This is a genomic window from Photorhabdus aballayi, assembly GCF_026153155.1.
GTDB lineage: Bacteria > Pseudomonadota > Gammaproteobacteria > Enterobacterales > Enterobacteriaceae > Photorhabdus > Photorhabdus luminescens.
Genome location: NZ_JAPFCD010000009.1, coordinates 25,588 through 42,978, shown reverse-complemented (window position 1 = coordinate 42,978; position 17,391 = coordinate 25,588). Strand labels below are relative to the sequence as shown.

17 protein-coding genes are annotated in these 17,391 nt (G+C 43.5%); 13 read left to right on the top strand and 4 right to left on the bottom strand.

The annotated features are described in order from the left end of the window. Positions 1-210: 210 nt before the first annotated feature. Genes OO184_RS07125 through OO184_RS07115 form a run of 3 tightly spaced genes read right to left on the bottom strand, consistent with a single transcriptional unit; the run spans position 211 to position 3,149 of the window. A complete protein-coding gene (locus tag OO184_RS07125) occupies positions 211-1,731 on the bottom strand; it encodes a tripartite tricarboxylate transporter permease (protein ID WP_265378577.1) in 1,521 nt (506 codons plus the stop codon). Between the two features lie 10 nt (positions 1,732-1,741). Next, positions 1,742-2,173 carry a tripartite tricarboxylate transporter TctB family protein gene (locus OO184_RS07120; RefSeq protein WP_132345653.1) on the bottom strand — a complete coding sequence of 144 codons (432 nt, stop codon included), beginning with the start codon at positions 2,171-2,173 and terminating at the stop codon, positions 1,742-1,744. 13 nt (positions 2,174-2,186) lie between these two features. After that, positions 2,187-3,149 (bottom strand): Bug family tripartite tricarboxylate transporter substrate binding protein, encoded by a 963-nt coding sequence (locus OO184_RS07115; RefSeq protein ID WP_376712542.1) that lies wholly within the window; start codon positions 3,147-3,149, stop codon positions 2,187-2,189. 398 nt (positions 3,150-3,547) lie between these two features. On the opposite strand from OO184_RS07115, the gene OO184_RS07110 reads away from it, so the two are divergent. The 3 genes from OO184_RS07110 (at position 3,548) to OO184_RS07100 (ending at position 6,475) form a co-directional block, all read left to right on the top strand. Further along, a complete protein-coding gene (locus OO184_RS07110) occupies positions 3,548-4,192 on the top strand; it encodes a DUF7424 family protein (protein ID WP_265378575.1) in 645 nt (214 codons plus the stop codon). Positions 4,193-4,389: 197 nt separating this feature from the next. Beyond that, complete coding sequence (gene tctD, locus OO184_RS07105; protein ID WP_265378574.1) at positions 4,390-5,067, top strand: transcriptional regulator TctD; 678 nt, start codon at positions 4,390-4,392, stop codon at positions 5,065-5,067. After that, positions 5,054-6,475 carry a sensor histidine kinase gene (locus OO184_RS07100; RefSeq protein WP_265378573.1) on the top strand — a complete coding sequence of 474 codons (1,422 nt, stop codon included), beginning with the start codon at positions 5,054-5,056 and terminating at the stop codon, positions 6,473-6,475. The genes tctD and OO184_RS07100 overlap by 14 nt, the downstream gene beginning before the upstream one ends. Here the strand turns inward: OO184_RS07100 and OO184_RS07095 are convergent. After that, entirely contained in the window at positions 6,456-7,370 is a 915-nt protein-coding gene (locus tag OO184_RS07095) for a DMT family transporter (protein ID WP_265378572.1), read from the bottom strand. The two genes, OO184_RS07100 and OO184_RS07095, sit on opposite strands and share 20 nt — an antisense overlap. A gap of 102 nt (positions 7,371-7,472) precedes the next feature. Here OO184_RS07095 and OO184_RS07090 point away from each other — a divergent pair, with 102 nt between their 5' ends. The 10 genes from OO184_RS07090 (at position 7,473) to purF (ending at position 17,382) form a co-directional block, all read left to right on the top strand. Continuing rightward, positions 7,473-8,246 (top strand): AraC family transcriptional regulator, encoded by a 774-nt coding sequence (locus OO184_RS07090; protein ID WP_265378571.1) that lies wholly within the window; start codon positions 7,473-7,475, stop codon positions 8,244-8,246. A gap of 89 nt (positions 8,247-8,335) precedes the next feature. Then, a complete protein-coding gene (gene pdxB, locus OO184_RS07085; protein ID WP_132345660.1) occupies positions 8,336-9,463 on the top strand; it encodes a 4-phosphoerythronate dehydrogenase PdxB in 1,128 nt (375 codons plus the stop codon). 51 nt (positions 9,464-9,514) lie between these two features. Beyond that, the gene (locus OO184_RS07080) at positions 9,515-10,525 is read left to right on the top strand and encodes an aspartate-semialdehyde dehydrogenase (protein ID WP_265378570.1); all 1,011 of its coding nucleotides are present in this window, start codon (positions 9,515-9,517) and stop codon (positions 10,523-10,525) included. Positions 10,526-10,566: 41 nt separating this feature from the next. Then, complete coding sequence (gene truA, locus OO184_RS07075) at positions 10,567-11,361, top strand: tRNA pseudouridine(38-40) synthase TruA (RefSeq protein ID WP_265378625.1); 795 nt, start codon at positions 10,567-10,569, stop codon at positions 11,359-11,361. 46 nt (positions 11,362-11,407) lie between these two features. Beyond that, a complete protein-coding gene (locus OO184_RS07070; RefSeq protein WP_265378569.1) occupies positions 11,408-12,097 on the top strand; it encodes a DedA family protein in 690 nt (229 codons plus the stop codon). 102 nt (positions 12,098-12,199) lie between these two features. Then, positions 12,200-13,144, top strand: coding sequence for an acetyl-CoA carboxylase, carboxyltransferase subunit beta (gene accD / locus OO184_RS07065; protein ID WP_265378568.1), 945 nt, complete (start codon positions 12,200-12,202; stop codon positions 13,142-13,144). Next, the gene (gene folC, locus OO184_RS07060) at positions 13,137-14,435 is read left to right on the top strand and encodes a bifunctional tetrahydrofolate synthase/dihydrofolate synthase (protein WP_265378567.1); all 1,299 of its coding nucleotides are present in this window, start codon (positions 13,137-13,139) and stop codon (positions 14,433-14,435) included. Before accD ends, folC begins: the two co-directional genes overlap by 8 nt. After that, positions 14,425-15,108 carry a cell division protein DedD gene (gene dedD, locus OO184_RS07055; RefSeq protein WP_265378566.1) on the top strand — a complete coding sequence of 228 codons (684 nt, stop codon included), beginning with the start codon at positions 14,425-14,427 and terminating at the stop codon, positions 15,106-15,108. Before folC ends, dedD begins: the two co-directional genes overlap by 11 nt. A gap of 235 nt (positions 15,109-15,343) precedes the next feature. Beyond that, positions 15,344-15,850, top strand: coding sequence for a colicin V production protein (gene cvpA, locus OO184_RS07050; protein WP_265378565.1), 507 nt, complete (start codon positions 15,344-15,346; stop codon positions 15,848-15,850). A 14-nt stretch (positions 15,851-15,864) separates the two neighbouring features. Further along, positions 15,865-17,382, top strand: a complete 1,518-nt coding sequence (purF, locus tag OO184_RS07045) for an amidophosphoribosyltransferase (protein ID WP_139656319.1) — start codon at positions 15,865-15,867, stop codon at positions 17,380-17,382. The last annotated feature ends 9 nt before the right edge of the window (positions 17,383-17,391 follow it).

The following is a 17,391-nucleotide window of genomic DNA, read 5'->3' as shown; positions in this document are numbered from 1 at the left end:
TTTGCTATGCTCCCGGGGATTCGCTCCCTTGCCGTCGCGATGCATCTTGAAATACATAGGATATATAAGAGTAAATTCAAATCTATTTTGCTAAATTCTGATTTTGTATGAAATATAATGTGAATACAGAAATATATTCTTATTGTGGTAGAAAAGCCCATAATATTTTTATGATAATTATGATTTTGTAATATTATGGGCTTTTGCTTATTACGCTTTGTTTTCAGTAGCCATTTGTTGAATACGGCGCTTACGGATAATTCGTAATATTGGTGGAATAATCAGAACCAATGCTGCCAGTATCAATAAACTCTGAGTAATTGTGCTACTCCATAGAATGCTAAATTCTCCATTACTGATAGAAAGTGCGCGACGTAAATTTTGTTCCAGCATTTCTCCCAGTACGAAACCGAGGATTAATGGCGACATTGGGAAATTCATTTTTCTCAGAATGTAGCCGAAAACGCCCAACCCTACCATTAACAGAAGATCAAATGTCGTACTGTGTATTGCATATACGCCAACCGCTGAAACGGCGGCAATAGCGGGAACAAGGAACCAGAGCGGAATAGTAAGCATCCGTGTAAACAGGCCTATCATTGGGATATTCATAATCAGCAAGATAATATTGGCAATTAATAAAGCCGCAATTAACCCCCAAACGATATCCGGCTGTTCAGTAAACATTCCTGGCCCTGGCGTAATGTTATAGAGCGTTAATGCTCCCATCATAACGGCAGTGGTACCTGAACCTGGCACGCCTAATGTTAGCATTGGAATAAAGGAGCCACAGGCCGAAGCATTATTAGCCGCTTCTGGCGCTGCTACGCCGCGAATATCGCCTTTACCAAATGAGTCACTATTCCCACTGAGTTTCTTCTCGGTCATATAGGTAATTGCGCTGGCAATTGTCGCTCCTGCGCCAGGCAAAATACCGACAAAGAAACCGATAAGGGATGATCTAAGCGTTGGTATAGCGCATTCAGCCGCTTCCTTGCGATTAAACAGCAAACGGCCTGTTTTGCGGATAATTGTTTGGCCGGTTGAGGTGCTTTCTAACATCAGCAGAATTTCGCTAACAGAAAACAGACCTATTACTACAACAATAAATTGAATACCATCTGACAGATGAACATTGTCGAAAGTAAAACGGTAAACCCCGGTGTTGGCGTCTACTCCGACAGTTGCCAGACCTAATCCGATTAATGCTGCTAATAGTGATTTCAGCGGATTCTGGCTCATCATGCTACCCAGACAAGCAATAGCAAAAACCATAAGTGCGAAATATTCAGCAGGGCCGAAAGCCAGTGACCACTGCGCCAGTAATGGTGCAAATAGAATAATGCCGAAAATTGCCAGTAAAGAACCACAGAAAGAGCTCACCGCGGAAATAGACAGCGCTACGCCCGCACGGCCTTGTTTAGCCATTGGATAACCATCCAGGGCGGTCATAATGGCAGCGGCATCACCGGGAACATTCAGTAGAATCGATGATATACGCCCGCCATACTCACAACCGATATAAACGGTTGCTAATAAGATCAGGGCAGATTCAGCAGGCAGTTTTAAAGCGAAAGCCAGCGGCAGCAGAATCGCGACGCCATTGATCGGCCCAAGCCCCGGTAATAGTCCAACAATGGTACCGACAAAGCAGCCAATTAAAGCAATAATCAGGTTTTGCGGCACCATTGCAACTTCAAAACCTTGACTGAGATACATCCAGGTTTCCATAAATTCTCCGTTAGTTGAGCCAGCTACCAAGAGGCAGGGTTACGTCAAGTAAGCGGTCAAAGGCGAAATAGAACGTGACGCCAAGGAACACCCCGGAAATGATTGCCGCAGGCAGTGTTGCGTTAAACAACAGTGCGACACTAAATGTCAGCAGCGTTGTAGCCAGAGGAAAACCAAGCCACTCAAATGACCAACCATAGATAACTAAAGAGAGAATCAACAACATTAGGCGGCGGATAACAGGGGCGCTAGGCCAATTGCTTTGTTCTGGTTTTTTGAAAAGTAGTAGTAAGGCACAGAGTGCCATCAGAGATAGAATGATCATTGGGAAAGGTCTGGGTCCCAGAGGTTCATAAGTGTATTCACTCTGAATGCCCCAACCAATAACCATCCCAATGGCACAGAGCACTAACCAGATAGTAGCAAAGATACGATCGCTCATAATGATGACTCTATTATTTGGCTAAGCCAAAAGCTCTAGCTTGTTCACGATATTGTTCAACCTGTTTTTTCACATAGCTGTCCAATTCTTTGCCGGTCATGTTGAATTCGAACAACCCACGGATATCCCGTTGTTTTTTAAAAGCATCTGTTTGCTGTAGTTTATTGAAAGTATCAACCCACCATTGATACTCTTCGTCAGAAACTTTTGGTCCCATATAAAATCCGCGGATAATCGGCCATACCAGGTCATAACCTTGCTCTTTGGCAGTAGGAATATTGGCTAAATCACCATCTAGTCGTTTATCTGCATAAACAGCCAAAACCCGGATTTTGTCTCCATTCAGGTAAGGTACCATCTCGCTCAGATCACCAGAAACCGCCTGAATATGATTACCTAGCAGAGCGGTGACAGGTTCACCACCACCCTCAAAAGCGACATAACGCATCTTGTGAGGATCAATACCGACCTCTTTTGCCAGTAGTGCGGTTTTCATCCAGTCCTGACTACCAATAGAAGCGCCAGCGCCAAATACAATGCTGTTAGGATTATCCTTGAAAGCGTTCATCAAATCGTTCAGGGTGTGGTAAGGTGAATCGGCACGGACAGCGATCATTCCATAATCAGTACCAACACTTGCCAGCCAGCGCACATCATTAACGTTATAGCGGCCAAATTTTCCCTGAGACAAATTGAGTAGAGAGCCGCCGGAGAAGGCGACAATGGTTCCCGCTTCAGCAGGTCGTTGTGCGACGATAGCATTGTAAGCGACAGCGCCGACGCCACCGGGCATAAAGGTGACACGCATGGGCTTGCTGATCTCTTTCGTATCCAGTAATGAAACTTGGATCAGCTTGCAGGTCAGGTCAAACCCGCCGCCTGGTTTTGCAGGGGCAATACATTCCGTTCTGTTAGGCGCACTGGCGGCAAAAACACTGCTTGTGCCAACAAATAGTAAAGCAGTTGCCGCTAACATCTTGATTGTTATAGTTTTCATTTTGCTTGCTCTCATCAATACCTGTGTAAGATACAACCATTACAAATGGCCCTGGTTGATTCAATTAGTAATAACAAAACCTTTCATTTACCTTTCATTAACAAGAAAAGTTGTTGATATGTGATTTTAATCGCTTAAATTTGCGTAGTGTTTCGCATTAATGAGTTAACAAATAGCTACAGGCTTTCTTTTTTGTTTTGGTTTGTTGTAAGTTTCTCGTAGTTTTGATGTTGCTCTGTTTTACTCGCTATAACTTTACATTCGGTTAGGAAGGTATCATGCAAATGGTAATTATTTATTTATGCAATGTGTTAGATTAAACAGAGAATTATTGAATATAATCAGACTTTATCTTGAGGAAATCCAATATTGAGGAAATGATGAGAAAATTGATTCTTTGTAGTGTCATGGCTCTTGCTTTAGCAGGATGTAAAACAGAACTCAGCACCTCGGTGTCGGTTAACCAACTGTTATCTGAACAAGTTAAAATAGTGGCATCTGATTTGTTGGTTGAAGTCAGTGCTTGTGGTGATTATAAAGATTCCAGACAGTCATCAAAATCTTTGTTAGACGCTCAGGAAAAAGTACCGGCTATTTTTGCCGATGCGGAATACGTGGAATGTTTTAGAAAAAGTATGGATTCATTTGCTCACTTTAAAATTCCTGTGAGTGTGGGGAATTCAAGTGTGACTGGTTCTACTAAGGGTATTCATCTTTACGGTAATGGCGCAGATATCCTGGCGATAAGCATACCAAAAGAGATGAAGAAGAAAATTAACCAGATGGATAGTTCAATGGCATCAAAGACCAAAATCTCAATTAATATTAAGAATGATACGGATAAGGTTTTAAAAATGACGGGCTTATCCGCATTTCTTAATGAGAAAGAGCCGATGGTGATATCGAGTTTTAGTTTAAAAGTAGGAAGTGAAATAAAACTCACTTTGTCTAATGTCTCGGTGGCATCTGCATTGGATGAACGTTTTGATTTTACCCCGGTACTCATGGCAATATCTGAGTAAATGGAAGCAGTAATAGAAATCTATTACTTGATTCAGTATGACAGAATATCCTGTTATTTATAGCATGGTATTTTGGCATGAAAATGGAATTGAGTCAGTGTCTGACTATTTTTCAGGAAAATAGGTGTGGTGATATAAACTGAAAATATAGTTATGTTTGTAATTATATTTATATGAATCGGTTAGATATTTAAAATATGCGCTTACTTTTGGTGGAGGACCACCCTGAATTATTGCACTGGTTGCAAAAAGCACTGAGTAGTGCGGGGTTTGCTGTAGATGTTGCGAGTGATGGTATCGTCGCTGATCAATTATTGCAGACAGAAAACTATGCATTGCTGATTTTGGATGTTTCTTTGCCGAGGCTAGATGGCCTTTCATTGTTGGTTCGTTTGCGGAAACGTGGACAAAATTTGCCAGTATTATTATTAACGGCGAAAGCTGATGTTTCCGATCGAGTAAAAGGGCTTAATTCTGGTGCTGATGATTATCTGACGAAACCTTTTGATTTACAGGAATTGGAAGCACGTATCCGGGCATTACTTCGGCGTAGTGCAAATGTGCTACAGGAGACGCTGACATTCGGCTCTCTGGTTTATCAGGATGATGGTTACTTTGTTTTGGACGATGAGCCATTGGCTTTGACGCCAAGGGAACTTTCGGTTTTGACAACATTGTTCCATCGTCGAGGGAGGCCTGTTTCTAAACAACAGTTATTTGAACAGGTATTTGCATTGTTAGATGAAGCAAACCCACAAAGTATTGAACTTTATATACACCGGATTCGAAAAAAATTGTCAGGTAGTAATGTGGGGATCAGTACATTACGGGGATTAGGTTACCGTCTGGAGTGCCAGAAAGATGACATGGTTTAGAGTACCGAACTCATTGTTTCATCAGTTACTCTTGTTTTTTGGCGTTCCGTTATTTTTGTTGGGTTGTTTATCGGTCTGCACCCATTATTTCAGTGCAGAGAATGCGGCGACGTTGGCTTATGACCGTACTTTATTGGCATCTGCTCGAACTGTGGCGGAACGACTGACCGTTAAGGATAACCAATTAATTGTCGATGTACCTTATGTGGTTCTGGATAGTTTTGAGCGAAATATGAATGATCGGTTGTTTTATCAGGTGTTATCTCCTGAAGGGGAAATAATTTCCGGTTATGATGATTTGCCTTTGATACCTAAAGATACGCTTCGCTCCAATTTATACACCGCTTTGGTTTATTTTTATGATGCTGAATATCATGGCCATCCTATTAGGGTTGCTGCCCTTTATCAGCCAATCAATGAAGGGGGTATGATGGGAATGGCGTTGATACTGGTTGCTGAAACAGTGGCTTCCCGTCATTATCTTGCGCAACAATTATTAATATCATCTTTGATGAGCCAAGGAACAGTGGTTGGGTTGACTCTGATTCTGGCTTATTTTCTGTTGAAACAGTTACTTAAACCACTACATAAACTTTCTGGCGTCATGGCCCGTCGTCCCGCTAATGATCTCACTCCGCTGCCGGATATATTGCCTTGGTCAGAACTTTCCCTATTATTATATGCATTTAATCGTTATATAGAGCGACTGAAATTGATGGTGAGCCGGCAGGAGAGATTCAGTGCGGATGCTTCTCATCAACTCAGAACACCATTAACGGTATTAAAAACTCAAGTAGCGGTAGCGCTTGCCAGCGAAGATCCCGCGCAATGGAAAGAAAGCTTACAGGCCATTGATAGTACATTGGATAATACTATCTCTCTGACAGATCGTTTATTACAACTTTCTCGTTTGAAAGCGCATGAAAAGGAGGCGGTTAGGGATTATAGGCCAGTCAATTTAGTCGAATTGTTGCAACAAGCGTGCTTTTCCCGTTTGCAACAGGCTGAAAGTAAGAATATTGATTTGGGTTATGAAGGCGAAAATGCTCAATGGATTAAGGGGGAACCGGTATTACTGACAGAAATGTGCGCAAACTTATTGGACAATGCTATTAAATATACGCCGGAAGGCGGGATTGTCACGGCTAGAGTGGTTCTCAGTCCTTGTAAGACATATTGTTATCTGGAAGTGGATGACAGCGGGCCGGGGATTGCTAAAGAAGAAGTCAATTTGTCGCTGATGGCTTTTAATCGTCTTGATAATGCTGCGGGGCATGAAGGGGCAGGGCTGGGATTAGCTCTGGTGAAAGATATCGGTATTTATCATGGTACTCATCTCCAATTACTGCCCAGTGAAACACTGGGCGGCTTATTAGTGAGAATTCCTTTCAGGCTTTCTGATGATTAATTTCCTGAGATTTTTCTGTTTTATGGCTAAAAAGAGGAATACGTAATTGTTGTGCCAGTATGACTCCTAGCAGTGTTATGCTGCCGCCGATCAGATGGTAACTGTGTATTTTTTCATGCAGAACCAGAATAGCGATAATCGCTGTAAATATCGGTGTCAAATTCATAAATATGGCAGCAGTATTAGCGCCAAGTTTTATGACACCCTGTATCCATAAATAGGGAGCAATGATCGAGGCTGGAATACCAGCGAATAAGACTAACGAGATATTATTGGCATTCAATTGAACATCTTTGGTCAACAGGAAATTCGGCAGTAATAGCAGGACGCCAAAAGCAATCTGTACATACAGGGATTGCCAGTTGGGTAATGGAATAGACCAGTGTTTGGTTAACACGCCATAGAGTGCGTAGGAGATGGAAGCAATCAACATCATCAATTCACCGCGGCCTAAACCGTGTTGCAATAATGATATGGGCTCACCGGCGCTGACCAACCAGACTAAACCAGACAGAGATAAAATGGTACCGAGAGCAATACCGACAGTGGGGGCAACACGTAAAACAAATATACTGATGACAACAGTCAAAAGAGGAATCAGTGAGCTAAGAATTCCCATAAATGTTGCACTGATACTGTGTGCAGCGTAATAGGCCAGGCTTTGATAAAGCACCATACCAAGTGCGCCAAGAATTAATAATTTCCACCAATATTGACAGATTGTTTTCCATTGGCGAATGACAGATAGCACAACAAAGGGTGTTAATGTGAGAAAGGCTAGGAACCAGCGATAAAAAGAAATTGCGGCCGGATCGATAGCTGTAGCGGAGGCTTTGCTCACCACGGCATTAATTGACCAAATCAAGACCGCCAGAAATGGGAAAATCATATTCATATAGATAAGTCACATTGAGATAAAAATGAGTGTTTAGTCTAATGGTGTCTGTTTTATTATATATAACGATAATCAGCCAATGGATAAGGCAATTGAGACAATATGACAGAAAAACTTTATGTTCCTGTAGAAGCCAAGGATATTCCGACCAGTATCTCTTTCCGTAGCGAGTTATTCAGTGCGAATACCGAGTGTTTACGTCATACCCATCCATTCGGGCAACTTATTTATGTTGTTTGTGGTGTCATGGCAATGAATGCTGGAGGACAACATTTCTTAGCTCCACCGCAATTCTGTGTCTGGATACCGGAAGGAATAGAGCATTCGGGGTATAGTAGAAAAGCAATGAGATTCAGGGCAATAGATATTTCTCCTGAATGGGGGAAATTATTGCCGAATACTCCTTGTATTATCCGGCTTAGCTCCATATTCAATGCGATTATGACTGACTGTTTTGAACGTAAATTGAGAATACCAGAAACAGAACAGGATTTACGGTTAGCTCAAGTGTTAATTGATCAGCTAATTCAATCCTCTGTCCAGCATACCTATTTGCCTTCATCTAAAGATAAACTTTTGTCGCCGATATTACAGGAACTTGAGAGTAATCCGGCGGATAATACGCCATTAGCGCAATGGGCAAAACAGCGTTATACCTCGGAGCGTACTTTGTCACGGCGTTGCCAGCAAGAATTGGGAATGTCATTTAGTGAGTGGCGGCAGCGGTTACGGTTTTTACATGCTATCTCTTTGCTGGAGCAGGGAAAATCCGTTAATGAAGTTGCTTTTGATGTGGGTTATAGCTCATCTTCTGCGTTTATCGCTATGTTCCAGCAATTGGCAGGTACGACACCGGAGCGTTTCAGGAAAAGTTAATAACAAAAGAAGCCATTATTATGGGTTTTGTTATGATTAAATGGCAGAATAGTTCGCTGCGTCTGTTTTAATGCCACAGGATGGATTAAGTGAAGATTCTGGTTGATGAAAATATGCCTTATGCTGATCAACTATTTCAGCAATTGGGGGATGTGCAAGCTATTCCGGGGCGTCCGGTACCGGAAGGTGTATTGGATCATGCTGATGCCTTTATGGTTCGTTCAGTAACTAAAGTTAATGAAGAATTGCTGAAAGGCAGCGCGGTAAAATTTATCGGTACGGCAACGGCGGGGATGGACCATGTGGATCAGTCGTGGTTATCGCGGGCAGGAATCGGGTTTTCAGCGGCGCCGGGATGTAATGCCATTGCTGTGGTTGAATATGTTTTCTCAGCGTTAATGTTGTTGGCTGAACGTGATAATTTTGAGCTTAAGGATAAAGTGGTCGGAATCGTCGGTGTCGGTAATGTCGGCAGTAGACTGGCGCAACGGTTAGCTACTCTTGGTGTGCGGACACTCTTATGTGATCCACCAAGAGCTGCCAGAGGAGATGCCGGAGAATTTTGGCCACTGGAAAAATTAGTCAAAGAGGCGGATATTCTGACATTCCACACGCCATTGAATAAATCGGGCCCATATAAAACACACCATTTAGTGGATGCTGAATTATTGTCGGCTTTGCCGGATAATCGCATATTGATTAATGCCAGCCGCGGTGAAGTTGTTGATAATCAAGCATTGCTTACCGAGTTGAAACGCGGCAAGAAACTTCGTGTTGTTCTGGATGTCTGGGAGCCGGAGCCTGATTTATCCCTGCCATTACTGGAATTAGTTGATATTGGTACACCGCATATCGCGGGTTATACCCTCGAAGGCAAAGCGCGTGGTACCACACAGGTATTTGAAGCTTACTGTGAATTCCTCGGTCAACCCCATACAGTGGCTCTATCTGATCTATTGCCGGAACCGGATTTCAGCCGGGTTACCCTGCATGGGAATGTGACTCAAAGCACACTGAAGCGGTTGATGCATTTAGTGTATGATGTGCGCCGCGATGATACCCCATTACGGCAAGTCGCCGGTCAAAAAGGGCAATTTGATTATCTGCGTAGAAATTATTTAGAACGCCGAGAATGGTCATCTCTGACGGTATGTTGTGATAACAAAAAGAGCGCTGAGTTGCTAGCCGCTCTTGGTTTCAGTATAGAACTGATTTAATTCGTGCGGAAATATGTCTGCATGTCAAAAAGATAGATGGAGAAAACCAACATGTCAGAAGGTTGGAATATTGCCCTGTTGGGTGCGACAGGGGCAGTAGGTGAAGCGATATTGGCGTTATTACAAGAGCGTCAGTTTCCTGTTGGTGAATTGTATCCTCTCGCCAGTGAGCGCAGTGCCGGTGAAAGTCTGCGTTTTAATGGTAAAAATTTTGTTGTTGGCGATGCGGCTGATTTTGACTGGTCGCAAGTACAACTCGCTTTTTTCGTGGCTGGATTGGAAGCCACGGCACAATATGTTGAAAAAGCGACAGAAGAAGGTTGCTTGGTGATTGATAGCAGTGGGTTGTTTGCTATGGAACCAGATGTACCTTTGGTTGTTCCAGGAGTGAATCCTCATGCTCTGGCGGATTATCGTAACCGAAATATTATTGCCTTAGCAGACAGTATGACCAGTCAGGTACTGACAGCCATTAAGCCGCTGGTGGATGTTGCAGGAATGGCACGTTTGCATTTGACTAATCTGTTCTCTGTTTCTGTTCACGGCAAAGAGGCAGTTGATGAATTAGCGGGGCAGAGCGCTCGTTTACTTAACGGCATCCCACCGGAGCCGGGGCGTTTCAGTAAGCAACTGGCATTTAATCTTTTGCCGTTGCCAACAGATGTTGAAGGTTCTGTGCATGAAGAGCGCCGTCTTGTGGATCAAATACGCAAAATTTTGCAGGATGAGGGACTACCCATTTCAGTGAGTTGCGTTCAGTCTTCCGTTTTTTACGGTAATGCTCAGGTAGTCCATTTGGAAACATTGCGTCCGGTTGGGGTGGAAGAAGCTCGAGAAGAATTAGAGCGGATGGTTGATATTAACGTTGCAGACGAAAGCGATTATCCGACTCCAGTGACAGAAGCATCGGGTAATGATGCGCTGAGTATTGGTTGTCTGCGCCATGATTATGGTATGCCGGAAGTATTACAATTCTGGTCTGTGGCCGATAACATCCGGTTTGGTGGGGCGTTAATGGCGGTTGAGACAGCGGAAAAATTGATTCAGGAGCAATTTTACTGATGTTCGGTACAGAACAAACAGAATCTGTGCCGGGTTCAAAAATGAAAATTGCCTTGGGAATTGAGTACGATGGCAGCCGATATTATGGCTGGCAACGTCAGCAAGAAGTGAAAAGTGTTCAAGGATGCCTTGAGGAAGCATTATCAAAAGTCGCTGATGAACCCATATCGGTATTTTGTGCTGGTCGAACCGATGCTGGCGTACATGCAACAGGGCAAGTTGTGCATTTTGCAACGTCTGCTCAGCGCAAGGATGCCGCATGGACAATGGGCGTGAACGTACACTTACCGCCGGATATTGCTGTTCGTTGGGTGAAAACCGTGGATGAGAGTTTCCATGCCCGTTTTAGTGCAACTGCCCGGCGATACCGTTACATTATTTTTAATCATCGTTATCGTCCGGCAGTGCTGGCTAATGGCGTGACTCATTTTCACTATCCATTGGATGAACAGCGGATGCATCAAGCAGCGCAATGTTTGTTAGGGGAAAATGATTTTACCTCTTTCCGCGCAGTTCAATGCCAATCTAAAACACCTTGGCGTAATATGATGCATATTAATGTCAACCGTTATGGGCATTACGTTGTCATAGATATTAAAGCTAATGCTTTTGTACATCATATGGTGCGTAATATTGCTGGTAGCCTGATGGAAATTGGTTGTGGGAATCAGGATATTAATTGGATGGCCCAATTGCTTGCTTTAAAAGATCGGACGAAAGCCGCTGCGACGGCAAAAGCGGCAGGGTTGTATCTGGTTGCTGTTGATTATCCAGAGCAATTTGATTTACCTGGCGCTGCTATGGGACCTCTGTTTTTGGCAGATGATCTGATTTAACATTTTTAATTGCCGACACGGATGTCCTAGCATAGCGGGGAATATTATGGAATTTCTGACTCATTTTGTTGATTTCGCTAAATTTATTATTGATTTTATTCTCCATATTGATATTCATTTAGCCGAATTGGTCGCACAATATGGTAATTGGGTGTATGGCATTCTGTTTCTGATTTTATTTTGTGAAACAGGATTAGTAATTACTCCGTTTCTACCGGGAGATTCGCTGTTATTTGTTGCTGGCGCTTTAGCAGCTTTGGGCTCAAATGATCTGAATGTACATCTCATGGTGGTATTGATGATCATTGCGGCTGTTATTGGTGATGCAGTGAACTATGCTATTGGTCGCATCTTTGGTGAAAGGTTATTTACGAATCCAAATTCAAAAATTTTCCGCCGCAGTTATTTAGATAAAACACATGAGTTTTATGAAAAACATGGTGGGAAGGCAATTATTTTGGCGCGATTTGTGCCGATTATCAGAACATTCGCACCATTTGTTGCAGGCATGGGGAAAATGTCTTATCGTCATTTTGCTGCTTATAACGTGATTGGCGCACTAGTTTGGGTGCTGTTATTCACCTATTCTGGTTATATATTCGGTGATATGCCAATGGTACAACAGAATTTGAAACTGTTGATTGTCGCTATCATCTTTATCTCAATCCTGCCCGGGGTGATTGAAATCTGGCGTCATCGTCGTACGGTGATGAAGCAGAAGACCGATAACCGGTAACAGGTTTGAGCAGTTTTTTATCCACACTGTAATAGCATTGTGGTTTAATGGCACACAATAACAAAACTGGCATAAGCCAGATTCAGACGGAAAGATCATTCAATGAGCTGGATTGAAAAAATTCTTAATAAAAGCAACATTACCCAAACTCGTAAAGCGAATATCCCAGAAGGAGTTTGGACGAAATGTGATAGTTGCAGTCAGGTGCTCTACCGTGCTGAGCTAGAGCGCAATCTTGAGGTTTGTCCTAAATGTGATCATCACATGCGTATTTCGGCGCGTACCCGATTGGCTACGTTCCTTGATGAAGGAACAACGACGGAATTAGGGGAGGAATTAGAGCCAAAAGATATTCTTAAATTCCGCGATTCTAAAAAGTATAAAGATCGTATATCAGCGGCGCAGAAGCAAACCCAAGAGAAAGATGCGCTGGTCGTGATGAAAGGTACCCTGAGTGGTATGCCAGTTGTTGCTGCCGCTTTTGAATTTGCATTCATGGGCGGTTCTATGGCTTCGGTTGTCGGCTCCCGTTTTGTTCGTGCCGTAGAACAAGCATTGGCAGACAATTGTCCTCTGATCTGTTTTTCTGCCAGTGGCGGCGCTCGTATGCAAGAGGCATTGATGTCACTGATGCAGATGGCGAAAACCAGTGCTGCTTTAGCAAAAATGCAAGAGCGCGGTTTACCTTATATCTCTATTATGACCGATCCGACAATGGGCGGTGTTTCAGCAAGTTTGGCGATGTTGGGCGATATCAATATTGCTGAACCAAAGGCATTGATTGGTTTTGCCGGGCCACGAGTTATTGAGCAGACGGTTCGTGAAAAATTACCGTCTGGTTTCCAGCGTAGTGAGTTTTTGCTGGAAAAGGGGGCGATTGACATGATTGTTCGTCGTCCTGAAATGCGTGATACACTTGCCAGTTTACTTTCTAAACTGACTCATCAGTCGCAACCAGGCACTAAGCCAATTGTTGCTGAATTTGTGGCGGAACCCGCTGATGTTGAGGCGGATATTCAAATAAATACCAATAAAGAAGATGTCTGATACTTTACAAATTCCTCAAGCCACGTCGCCATTGATGACGTGGCTTTCCTATCTTGGAAACCTGCATACCAAGGCCATTGATATGGGGCTTGAGCGTGTGGGGAAACTTGCCCGAACTTTGGGGTTGGTTAATCCCGCGCCTAAAGTGATAACCGTCTCTGGCACCAATGGTAAAGGCACCACTTGTTGCACGATAGAATCTATTCTGTTGGCGGCCGGGCTGAGAGTAGGTGTTTACAGCTCTCCTCATCTTGTACGTTATACTGAAAGAGTTCGTATTCAGGGGAAAGAGTTACCTGAACAGGAATTCTGCCGTGTATTTGCGGATATTGAATCTCGTCGTGGCGATATTTCACTAACTTATTTTGAATATGGCACATTGGCAGCTTTGCAACTGTTTAAACAAGCTTGTCTGGATGTGGTCATCTTAGAAGTAGGCTTAGGTGGGCGACTAGATGCGACAAATATTGTGGACGCCGATATTGCCGCTATTACCAGTATTGCAATTGATCATATTGATTGGTTGGGGTCAGACCGAGAGCATATTGGTCGTGAGAAAGCGGGGATTTTCCGTAAAGATCATTTTGCCGTAGTGGGTGAGCCAGATATGCCATCTTCTGTTGCGGAAGTTGCGGATGAATTAGGAGCCAAGTTGTTCCGCTGTGGCATTGATTGGCGTTTCTCTCAACAGGATAAAAACTGGTGCTGGCAATCTGATGATAGGCTATTTAGCAATCTACCTTTGCCAAATGTTCCTCTGATGAATGCTGCAACGGCAATGGGGGTTATTTGTTGCCTGTTAGGGCAAGATGATAAAGTCAGTCGGGCTATTAATGAGAGCGCTATCCATCAAGGGTTGCAAAATGCGCAGTTGCCTGGGCGTTTCCAGATAGTTCGTGAAAATCCATTATTGATCTTGGATGTGGCGCATAATCCCCATGCGGCGGCTTATTTGGTACAGAGACTGGCTCAATTGCCCCGTCAAGCGGGTAGTCGAGTCCTTGGTGTCGTGGGTATGTTAGGTGATAAAGATATTGCCGGTACACTGACTTGCCTGTCACAGCAAATAAATAAATGGTATTGCGCTCCGTTGACTGAATTTCGTGGTGCCGATGCGCAGACACTGGCTCAGTATCTTGAACAACCTCGGTTATTTACTGATGTGGAAAGTGCCTGGCATCAGGCGATGGTTGATGCTAATGAGCAAGATATTGTTGTCGTTTGTGGTTCATTCCACACAGTAGCGCATGTTATGGAGGCTCTGGACAGGGAGAAGGGAAGTGGCAAGTAGATTTCAGAATCGTTTGGTTGGTACCATTGTATTGGTAGCATTGGGTGTCATTGTGCTGCCTGCGTTGTTAGACGGCAACAAGAAATATAACGAAGATAAATTTGCATCAATTCCTCTGGTTCCAAAGCCAGGGGATGAGCAAGAAATTGAATCTATACCTCCTCTTAATCCACCAATCTTATCAGTGCCTCTGGAAGATGAGACAGAGGCATTGCAGCCAGAAACACTGGAGCAGCCGGAAATACCATTGGTTGCCACTCCTCAGCTCGCGCCGATAGTCCCTCCTGCTGTTCAGCCAGAAGTGAAGCCCCAACCACAGATTAAGCCTGAACCAAAACCAGATACTAAGCCGCCAGCGTCGGCGCTTAAACCTAAACCAGACATTAAGCCAGAGCCGAAACCTGAAATTAAACCTGTTGAAACAGCCCCGCAAGGGCAGGCTTATATCGTACAACTGGGTGCTTTGAAAAATGCCGGAAAGGTAGATGAAATCGTTGCCAGACTACGTTTGTCTGGTTATCAGGTTTATACGGTTCCTTCATCTCCGATTCAGGGTCAATTAACGAGAATATATGTTGGTCCGAATGCTTCTAAACAACAACTTGACTCGGCATTATCAGAATTGAAAAGTTTGACTGGATTACAAGGGCAGGTAAGGAGTTACAGGCCGTAATAGTTACAGATTGTAGTAAAAGTGGGTGATGCCTATGTGACGAATAGGACAACTGTCATGAAGAAGTAAATATTCATGAAGCAGTAAATATTAAATGACTGCGGTGATGATGATTATTTGAATTCGTCGCCCAACTATTTTCAGTGGGATAGGAAATCTTGCTACGCAAACGTTTTCGTTTTCTGTTAGAATGCACTTGAAACGGATGCCGAGGTGTCTATTTTGGAATTAAAATATGGTTTGGATTGATTACGCTATTATCGCCATTATTGGCTTCTCGGCATTAGTTAGCCTGATTCGTGGGTTTATTCGTGAGGCATTATCACTGGTCACTTGGGGATGTGCTTTCTTTGTGGCAAGCCATTTTTATACTTACTTAGCGGTCTATTTCACCCGTTTTGAAGATGAATTGGTGCGTAACGGGATCGCTATTGCGTTGCTGTTTATTGCTACTTTGATTGTCGGTTCTGTGGTGAACTATGTGATAGGTTCTCTTGTGCAACGGACTGGATTGTCAGGTACTGATCGCGTACTGGGGGTCTGCTTTGGGGCATTACGTGGTGTGTTGATTGTCGCGGCTATCTTGTTTTTTCTGGATACATTTACACCACTAGCTCGAAGTGAGGATTGGAAACAATCACAATTGATCCCGCAGTTCAGTCATATCATTAGGTGGTTCTTTGACTACCTGCAAAATGCGTCAAGTTTCTTGCCGGAGAAATATACCTCTCCGTTTGGCTGATGAGGAAAAACTACATGTGCGGTATTGTTGGTATCGTCGGTTTTACACCGGTTAACCAGTCGATTTATGATGCGTTGACGGTGCTTCAGCACCGTGGGCAAGATGCTGCGGGCATTGCCACTATTGATGGTAACAATGGGTTTCGTTTACGTAAAGCCAACGGCTTAGTGAGAGATGTGTTTGAAGCCCGGCATATGCTGCGTTTACAGGGAACGATTGGGATTGGTCATGTTCGCTACCCGACAGCGGGCAGTTCCAGTGCATCGGAAGCTCAACCGTTTTATGTGAACTCTCCATTTGGTATTACACTGACACACAATGGTAATTTGACAAATGCTCATGAGTTGAAGAAAAAGCTATTTGAGAATGCCCGTCGCCATGTGAATACCACGTCAGATTCTGAGATTTTGCTCAATGTTTTTGCTAGTGAACTGGATTGCTTCCAGCATTATCCATTGGAGCCTGACAATATTTTTGCGGCAGTAGCGGCAATGCATAAACAGGTGAGTGGCGCCTATGCTTGCATTGCAATGATTATCGGTCATGGACTAGTGGCTTTCCGTGATCCACACGGTATTCGCCCGTTAGTTTTAGGTAAGCGTACTTTAGATGATGGCCGTAATGAGTATATGGTCGCTTCTGAAAGCGTTGCATTAGATACGCTAGGTTTTGAATTCCTGCGGGATGTCGCCTCAGGTGAAGCAATTTATATCACTGAACAAGGCCAATTATTTACCCGTCAATGTGCTGAAAATCCTTCTTTAACTCCTTGTTTATTTGAATTTGTCTATTTAGCTCGCCCGGATTCCTTTATTGATAAAATTTCGGTTTATAACGCCCGTATACGGATGGGGCATAAACTAGGGGCGAAAATTGCCCGTGAGTGGGAAGATTTGCATATTGATGTGGTTATTCCAATCCCTGAAACATCTTGCGATGTCGCGTTAGAAATTGCCCGTATACTTGGTAAACCCTATCGTCAGGGATTTGTGAAAAACCGTTATGTTGGCCGGACATTTATCATGCCCGGGCAACAGGAACGCCGGAAATCAGTCCGTCGTAAACTGAATGCTAATCGTGCGGAATTCCGTGATAAAAATGTGCTGCTGGTGGATGATTCTATCGTGCGTGGTACAACGTCAGAACAGATTGTTGATATGGCTCGTGAAGCTGGCGCGAAGAAAGTTTATCTTGCTTCGGCAGCACCGGAAGTGCGTTTTCCAAATGTTTATGGCATTGATATGCCTAATGCAAATGAACTGATTGCTCATGGGCGTGAAGTTGATGAAATTCGCCAACTGATTGGCGCAGATGCATTGATATTTCAGGATTTGACCGATCTGATTGACGCGGTTCGTGAAGAAAATCCGGATGTTGACGGGTTTGAGAGTTCAGTATTCAATGGTGTTTATGTTACCAAAGATGTTGACCAGACTTATCTCTATTATCTGGAGAATCTGCGTAAAGACGATGAAGTGAAACTGAATAATCAGAATGAAATCGAAAATCTGGATATCTATAACGAAGGTTGATTACCTTCG

Excerpts from the sequence above, each read along its gene's own strand:
- truA (WP_265378625.1), top strand. The coding sequence starts at position 10,567 with ATGAAAATTGCCTTGGGAATTGAGTACGATGGCAGCCGATATTATGGC.
- OO184_RS07090 (WP_265378571.1), top strand. The coding sequence starts at position 7,473 with ATGACAGAAAAACTTTATGTTCCTGTAGAAGCCAAGGATATTCCGACC.
- purF (WP_139656319.1), top strand. The coding sequence starts at position 15,865 with ATGTGCGGTATTGTTGGTATCGTCGGTTTTACACCGGTTAACCAGTCG.
- OO184_RS07080 (WP_265378570.1), top strand. The coding sequence starts at position 9,515 with ATGTCAGAAGGTTGGAATATTGCCCTGTTGGGTGCGACAGGGGCAGTA.
- OO184_RS07110 (WP_265378575.1), top strand. The coding sequence starts at position 3,548 with ATGATGAGAAAATTGATTCTTTGTAGTGTCATGGCTCTTGCTTTAGCA.
- folC (WP_265378567.1), top strand. The coding sequence starts at position 13,137 with ATGTCTGATACTTTACAAATTCCTCAAGCCACGTCGCCATTGATGACG.
- accD (WP_265378568.1), top strand. The coding sequence starts at position 12,200 with ATGAGCTGGATTGAAAAAATTCTTAATAAAAGCAACATTACCCAAACT.
- OO184_RS07115 (WP_376712542.1), bottom strand. The coding sequence starts at position 3,149 with ATGTTAGCGGCAACTGCTTTACTATTTGTTGGCACAAGCAGTGTTTTT.
- OO184_RS07100 (WP_265378573.1), top strand. The coding sequence starts at position 5,054 with ATGACATGGTTTAGAGTACCGAACTCATTGTTTCATCAGTTACTCTTG.
- OO184_RS07095 (WP_265378572.1), bottom strand. The coding sequence starts at position 7,370 with ATGAATATGATTTTCCCATTTCTGGCGGTCTTGATTTGGTCAATTAAT.
- OO184_RS07125 (WP_265378577.1), bottom strand. The coding sequence starts at position 1,731 with ATGGAAACCTGGATGTATCTCAGTCAAGGTTTTGAAGTTGCAATGGTG.
- tctD (WP_265378574.1), top strand. The coding sequence starts at position 4,390 with ATGCGCTTACTTTTGGTGGAGGACCACCCTGAATTATTGCACTGGTTG.
- OO184_RS07070 (WP_265378569.1), top strand. The coding sequence starts at position 11,408 with ATGGAATTTCTGACTCATTTTGTTGATTTCGCTAAATTTATTATTGAT.
- OO184_RS07120 (WP_132345653.1), bottom strand. The coding sequence starts at position 2,173 with ATGAGCGATCGTATCTTTGCTACTATCTGGTTAGTGCTCTGTGCCATT.
- cvpA (WP_265378565.1), top strand. The coding sequence starts at position 15,344 with ATGGTTTGGATTGATTACGCTATTATCGCCATTATTGGCTTCTCGGCA.